Source organism: Anaerosporobacter sp., from assembly GCF_965301125.1.
This window is the reverse complement of record NZ_CBDLAM010000166.1, coordinates 1-8,177: the sequence shown is the minus strand read 5'-3', so window position 1 is coordinate 8,177 and position 8,177 is coordinate 1. Positions and strand designations below refer to the sequence as shown.

Genomic DNA, 8,177 nt, shown 5'->3' with positions numbered 1-8,177 from the left:
TAACCAATATTCTTTTTTATTTACCTATTGACTTTTGATAGTTGGTCTTTCTTTTGCATCCCAAAAGAGACTTCAAATTCCAGAAGGTTAATACCACCCTGTACACGGTTACTCTATACGTATTTTATCATGATTTTCCATTTTCTGCAATTAAAATCAGAACATATTTTCTCATTCTTTAAAATCTCGAACTATCCTATCCATAATTTTCACCTAAGGACATATCAGCTTTATCTTGCAAATAATAAAAAGCATTATCTTTGCTATTTATCTAACAAAAATAATGCTTTTACCATAACACTCTTGACTTTCTCTACCTTTTATTAATGGCTAATAAACTCCCCACAATTCTCACTCGTAAAGGATAGTTCAATAAGTCTATAATTCTTTTAGTACAACTGGTGAGCAGATTCCCGCTTGTGGCCACTCCTCGTTTTCGTTATGGATAATAATCGTAATAACTTCCTTACCATGTGCATCTTTTGGTAAATCTATAATCATATAACCGCTAAATGAATCCGTCCTGGAAGCTAACAACTCACCATTTAGATAAATCCAAACATATCCTCTTACATCACTAATGTATAGATAACGATTCTCTTTTGCTTCCCCGATATTAGCAACACAACGATACAAGGCGTATTTATGTAATTGATCTGCCAACTGAATTTGTGGAGCTCCGCTAAATGCAATTGGTTCAAAGCTATTCATATCATTCTGATCTACCTTTGGATTTGGATTTGGCATCTCATCAAATAATTGATAATACAAACGCCAATTATCAATTACTCTTTCTTCCACTGGCTCGACATAAGGGAATGATTCTACTTCCCAAACCGGAATCATCACTTCCGTTTGAAGACCGATATCTTCAGCACTAACCTTTATCACCATAGACCCTTTATCAATTGGTGTAAGAATTACTTGTGCCTTACCATGGAACAATTTACGCTTATTCGATACATCAGCTTCATGAGAATTTGGATCTCCATTTCCCACACCTAATATAATTCCATTTTCACACTCAAATGTTAATAAATCCTCTGCATTAGGAATTACCGTATCGTTTTGGTCAACTAAACTAATATTAACTGCTACTGCGTCAAATCCATCTGCCACTAATTGTTCTTGGCTTAAAGTAATCTTTAGGCTTTTAGGACTTTCCGCTGTTAATTGTAAATCACTGGCTAGGACTACTCCATTACGATATCCAATAGCCTTTAATTCTCCTGCTTCATATGGAACAATAAATTCAACGTGATTAATCGGATCTGCCGATTTTTTAGTAATCATTTGATTATTAACCAATAGGGAAACTTCCTCACAATTTGTTACCACCTTAACACGAATTTCTTCCCCAATTTGGTGTCCTGCCGACCAAGGAGAAATAATGTGCACCATTGGTTCACTCTTCCAATACGCTTTATAGAAGTAACAAGCATCTTTCTCAAATCCACAACTATCATAGGTTCCAAAAAACGTACCTACGCTTGGCCAAATGAAAGGTGTTGGTTCTCCACGGTAGTCAAACCCTGTCCAAACAAAAGCTCCTGCAACGAATGGACGTTCCATGACCATCTTCCATGCCTCACGAATAGTATTTCCCCACAAAGCACATTCATCATCATAGGAGTTAATTCGATTATACTCATAATCTGTGGCGTATTCTCCACGTACCATAAATGCACTTGCAGTTTCCGTACCAATTATTGGTGTGTTGGGATATTTCTTATGAAATTCATCATATCTAGCTGGATTATAGTTTATTCCTGTTACATCTAAAATTGTAGATGCGCCTTCCTCTTCCATGTATCCACCATTGAATGCACCTAATACAGGTCTTGTATCATCCACGCGTTTTACAGCTGCTTGTAATGCTCCTGCCATACGTCTACCCTTATGAGTACCTTGTAATGGCTCTTCATTAAATACCGAATATACTATTACACAAGGATGATTTCTAGATTGTCTCACAATTCCTTCTACCTCCTTAAGCGTTTCCTCCGATGAAGAATAGGTCCTATTCTCTACCATAACCATTAACCCAAGTTCATCACAGATAGTAAGGATTTCTGGATCTGGATTATGTGCACAACGATATGCATTCGCTCCTAATTCTTGTAATAGCCGCACTCGGTATTTTTTAATGGAATATGGCACCGCAACTCCTACACCTGCATGGTCTTGATGATTACAAAATCCCATTAACTTAATATTCTCTCCATTAAGCCAAAAACCATCTTTGGCGTCAATGGAAATAGTACGAAAGCCGAAATTTTCTTCTACCTCATCGATACATTCACCATTTCGATATAACTTAGTTACCGCCTTGTATAGATAAGGCTGTTTCATACACCAAAGAACAGGATTATCTACACATATCCGTCCTGTAACCATAGCTGTTTCATATCCTTTAATAAGATTTTTACCCGCAAGTACAGCTTCACCAATTAGATTATCATCTGAATCATATAAAAAAGTGGTTGCTTCTACGTTATGTTCATGCTCAAAACTATTCTCGATTTCAGCTGACACAAGAACGTTCCAACTACTCTTCTGCACTAACTCAGGTTTGATAAAGATGCTATCCTGTGCAAAATGTACTTCTTCTTTCTTAACTAACCAAACATTTCTGTATATTCCGGCTCCTTCATACCACCAGCCCTCCCATGCAGATGCATCGATTCGTATTGCTAGTGTATTAGGAATTACACCAAAGTTAGCCATATCTGTCATATCCACGCAGAAACTATTATACCCTGAATAACTATGTTTCAGTATTGATCCATTTACATAAATACTGGCATCACATGACATTCCTTCAAATTCTAATAGGATCTGTTTGTTTCGATCTTCTTCTAATAACTCAAATCGAATGCGATACCAACCGATTCCACGTTCTTTATATCCTTGATTAGGAGATCCATCTTCTACAAAATCATGTTTTGTAACCCAATCATGAGGTAAATTAACAACCTCCCAATCAGAATCATCATAGTTTGCATCAGCAGGTCCTCGATAGGCCCCTGCTTTTGAAAAACCATATACATCATCATGCTGTCTTATAGATGGTAAAACTGATATATCTTTCTCAATAAATCGCCAACCACGATTTAAGCTATAGACTTGCTGCCTCTTATCATATCTCTTCATAGTATACTCCTGTCTATTCCTTAACTGCGGCACCACCAAGTGAAGTGATTAACATCTTCTGTGTAATTATGAAGAAGATCACAAATGGTATTGCAATGAGCAATGAACCCGCTGCGAAAGTGGAAAACATATTTTTCTTATCTGTAACAAAACTGTATAGTCCCAGTGCAACTGTTTGTACTTTTGAGGAACGAAGAACCATCTTTGGGAATATAAAATCCATCCATGGTGCAGTAAAACTTGTGATTCCTAAAAAGATAACAATTGGTTTAGCAATCGGTAAAATGATTCTATAGAAAATCTTAAAATGACTTGCACCATCTATTCTTGCTGCTTCATCAAGACTCTTTGGAAGTGTATCCATATAACTCTTTACTAACCAAGTATTATAAGGAATGTTCCCAGCTACATAAACCAAAACAAGTCCCCATAGGGTATCTAATCCGCCGATACGAAGTAGAATAACATAAATCGCCACCATACCTACAAAGGAAGGAAAGATTTGAAGAATTAATAAAGCCATCATCATTCCCTTTTTCAAGCGGAATTTAAATCTCGAGAATACATATGCACTTAAAGCACATACGAAAATGGTTAATAACATTGTCGATAAAGCTACCATTAATGTGTTTTTAAACCAAATCAAATAATCGGTCTTTTGGAACAAGAATTCAAAATTAGAAAGAGCGATCCCATCACCAAATGGTATAATATTTAGCGCCGCAATATTCTGTTGATTAGAAAATGCTGCACTTACTACATATACCAAAGGATAGAGTACAAATATACTAGTACCAATTAAAAAGAACCAAACAATAAAATGATTAATATAATGTGCCGTCTTCTTCCCCATGTTACACCTCTCCTTCCTTAAATGATTTCGTATTTTTAAAGCTCCAAATTGCTATAGGTGCAAGCACTATGAAGATAACTACTGCTAAAACAGATGCATAATTGTACTTCATAAGTGTAACGGTTAACTGATAAATCCAAGTTACTAAGATATCCGTACCACCTGCAGAGGTTAATGTACTATCCGCTACCTTAGGAAGGCCACCTGTTAAGAAGTAGATTGCCCCAAAGTTGTTGATGTTGTGTGTTAAGGACATAATTATGAGAGGTGTTGTCTGGAATAATACCAATGGTAGTGTGATTTTTCTAAACACATAGAATTTATTCGCTCCATCGATTTTAGCTGCTTCATATATATCAGGTGAGATAGCTGTCATATTACCCATAATTAATAACATAAAATAGGAAAAACCTGCCCAAAGGTTAACCATTACACAGACAAATCTACACAACCACAAATCACTCAGCCAAGGAATAGTTGTATCTATAATTCCTAATTGCATTAATGTACGATTTACAATACCAAATGATCCATTTAATAAATTCTTCCATACAAGCATACTTACAACTGATGGAATGGCATATGGTAAGATAAATATAGAACGAAATACTGGTTTAATCTTAATTTTACTTTCTTGTAAAACTACAGCCATAATTAGACCGCCTGCATAACAGGTAACCGTAGCTAAAACTCCCCAGATAATGGTCCATACTGCAACACGCCCGAAGGCACTTGTCCAAGTCGTTTCTCCACCAAACATTGTGGTGAAGTTATCAAGCCCAACCCAGTCAACGGTATTATTAGGCGGTATATGATCAGGAGCTGAATAATTGGTAAATGCTACACATGCTGAGAATATAAGAGGGACAATAACGAAAAATAGAACTAACAGTATAGCTGGTGATAAAGCAAGCAAAGGAAATGTTTTTCCCTTTATGGTTGCAACCTTTTTTTCTTTGAGCGTACTTGTTAAACAGAAATCTTTATATTCCTCCATCGCATTACGTACAGATACTATGTAGATTACAACAAAAATTGCGATAATTGCCAGAATCATAATACCGTCAATTAACATAAAAATTGAATTACTACGTTGTTTAACTGGTAAATCTGGTTGCGGAAATCCAAGTGTTATTAAGTTATATATCTTATGTACAAAGAATGGAGTTAAACATATTCCAACTATTTCAACTAAACCAAACAGTAAACCCTTTACATATTGTTTGAAATATAGAATATGGCTAAGCCCCATGAAAATAATTGATGTTATCAAAACTCTGGCTTTTGATGAGCCATCTGGCTTTAACGTGGTATTCATCTCGAATCTCCTCCATTACTGACTTTTCCATTGTGATAAATATGGGTCGTTCCTTATTCAGTAAACGACCCATTAGTTAACTACAACTTATTTTGCTAAAATTGCTGTATTACAAGATTCTAATTCTGTTTGTACATCTGCACCATCCCAGATATTAGAACATGCACTCTTCATCGGTTCCCAGAAGTTATCTATTTCTGGAATTGATGGCATTGGGTAAGCATACTCTAATTGTTTTTGGAAGCCAGTAATATACTCACTTTCTACTGTAATTGGAGTAGAAGGAATTGCTCCCGTTAATTCATAACGTAATTCTTGCATCTCATCAGAGATTAAGAATTTAGCAAATGCTTGTGCTTCTGCTGGATAATCTGTATAAGCGGATACTTGCATCGTACGTGCACCAGAGAAGGACGCTGCTGGTTGATTATCACCTGGTAATGATGGTAAAGAAGTTACACCAAAGTTCATTCCTGCGTCTTCACAAGAAGCTACGTTCCAAGGGCCTGTAATATACATAGCTGCACTACCGCTTGTGAATGCTGCCAAACATACTGAGTTATCTGAAACATCTGCTGCCGGTACATCAAGATATTCTCTAAATGATTGGAAATATGTCATGCCATCTACAGCATCTGCAGTACTCATATTGCTATTTGAATTGTCTATTCCTGATTCACCAAATAATTTGTTTCCATTTTTCCCTGTAAAGATTGGTGAATAATATGCATCTGCAACATTCCATATAATTCCGTATTTTCCAGGTGCATTGAATTCCTGACAGAATTTCTCTACTTCTTCCCAAGTTGTTGGAACACTATCTTCTGAAATTAAATCTTTGTTATAGAATAATGCGTATGTTTCATCAGCTACTGGAAAACCGTAATATTTTCCATCGTACTTAACTGCACTTTCACAAGAAGCTGCTACTTTACCTACAATATCAGACTCATCTTCAACTGGTAAGATATGTCCACCTGATACTAAGCCTCCGATTGTGTTACTTGGTGTGGCAAATACATCAGCACCAACTCCACCAGGACCATCAAGTGCAATTTGTGTATTGGCATCACCAACTTCTACGTTTTCATATTCGATTGTAATGTTAGGATATTTTGCTGTGAACGCTTCCCCAGCTTGTTTAATAAAATCTTCTGTTTGGCCTGAGGACTCCCAAACTTTTAATGTGATTTTTTCTGTTGTTAACCCATCATTATCCGTTGTTTCATTTGTATCCGTTGTTTGTGTTGGTGAAGTATCTCCTTTGTTTCCCCCATTATTACTACCACATCCAGTTACTAAAGTGGCTACCATTGTTGTAGCTAATAGAACAGATAGAATTCCTCTTCTTTTCATAAATTACCTTCTCCTTTCCCAGTGTGAAATATATCTTTCACACTATCTACTGCTTTGTTGAAGCTTTAAAAATAATATCGTAACCCAATAATGTTTTTTCTGGAACTTCAACACCGGATAATGTATCAATTAATATTTTACATGCTGCATTTCCTAGTGCCTTTACATCAAATTTTAACGCTGTAATTGGTGGATTATAACTTGATATAAATAGGCTATCATAAAATGATGCTACTTTTATATCTCTTGGGATTTTAACATGCTCTGATGCGAGCTTTAATAATACTTGACTACAGATCTTGTCATCCATACATATAATACAATCAATTCTTTTATGTAAGATATCATCTACAGCTTCTTCCACTAGCAAACGGATATTACAATCTAAGTAGATACAATCACTAATAGGTGTAATTTGATTCAGTTCACATCCGTCTATAAAACCTTGATAACGCATACGACTTACTATGTGATTTGAATTATTTCCTATAAATGCTAATCGTCTCATCTTCTGCATGATTAGCAGCGATGTCATCTCTCTACACGCTTCCACATGATTATTATCTATCTGGATTACTCCACTACTTTCAGACGTACCCACTACAACAAAAGGTACTTGATGCTCACTTAGATATTTAATCTGTTCATCATGAATCCAAGTTCTTGTTAATATGAATCCATCAATTTTTTGCTTTTCAACTAGTTTTATTAATTTTGTAATATCATCTGTTCCCACGGCAGAAACAACAACATCATATTCATAACTCGTTGCCATTTCAATAATTCCCATAAGACAATCTTGAAAAAATGAAATCTCGTTCAAATCAGGATCATTTGGTAAAATAACGCCAATATTGTAAGTCTTAGATTCTGCAAGCCCTCGTGCAACCATATTGGGTCTATAACCACACTCTTCGCAAAAGTCTAATACTTTTTTTCGTGTAGTAGCACTGATTCTTCCTTTTCCAGAGATAGCTCGTGAAATCGTTGTTTTGGAAACTCCAAGCTCTTTTGCAATATCATCAATTGTTATTTTATTATTATCCTCTTTACACCATATCCTTTCACTCATTACAACACCCCCATTGCGCAATCGGTTGTTTCTTGTATAATCTTAACATTCGTTATATTTTTAGTCAATCCACTGATTTTTATCTTTTTTATGCTTATTTTTTGTGCAATTAGACGAAGTTTTCATTGTTTGTGCGCAATTAAGCGCAACTACAACTTTTACAGACGGAACTGAAACAATTACATGTTCTTGAAGTTACCTTAGATGCTAACAACAATGAACTGCTGTAATAGCTAAGAATCTTTAATTAATGGCATTTTCAAACGCTTGTACACTCTAATGAATTTACATCACAAAAGGATGACAACACCTCACTGCTTCGCGAAAGTAACGTACTCCTATACATTACTAATTGGTGTCCTCATCCTTTTCTATAATTGTGTAACATAAACTTATTATGATAAATGTTGCTAATCAACAAACAG

Annotated in this window: 5 protein-coding genes; all 5 read right to left on the bottom strand. The window is 35.6% G+C overall.

The features are described 5' to 3' along the window. Positions 1-378 precede the first annotated feature (378 nt). Positions 379-3,153: a beta-galactosidase GalA gene (gene galA, locus ACW2QF_RS15355; protein ID WP_455716888.1), complete on the bottom strand. Its 2,775-nt coding sequence runs from the start codon at positions 3,151-3,153 to the stop codon at positions 379-381. A 13-nt stretch (positions 3,154-3,166) separates the two neighbouring features. Beyond that, positions 3,167-4,006, bottom strand: coding sequence for a sugar ABC transporter permease (locus ACW2QF_RS15350; protein ID WP_455716887.1), 840 nt, complete (start codon positions 4,004-4,006; stop codon positions 3,167-3,169). Between the two features lies 1 nt (position 4,007). After that, positions 4,008-5,324, bottom strand: a complete 1,317-nt coding sequence (locus tag ACW2QF_RS15345) for a carbohydrate ABC transporter permease (RefSeq protein WP_455716886.1) — start codon at positions 5,322-5,324, stop codon at positions 4,008-4,010. A gap of 87 nt (positions 5,325-5,411) precedes the next feature. Beyond that, positions 5,412-6,680 (bottom strand): sugar ABC transporter substrate-binding protein, encoded by a 1,269-nt coding sequence (locus tag ACW2QF_RS15340; RefSeq protein ID WP_455716885.1) that lies wholly within the window; start codon positions 6,678-6,680, stop codon positions 5,412-5,414. Between the two features lie 46 nt (positions 6,681-6,726). Continuing rightward, entirely contained in the window at positions 6,727-7,752 is a 1,026-nt protein-coding gene (locus ACW2QF_RS15335; protein WP_455716884.1) for a LacI family DNA-binding transcriptional regulator, read from the bottom strand. Positions 7,753-8,177: the final 425 nt, after the last annotated feature.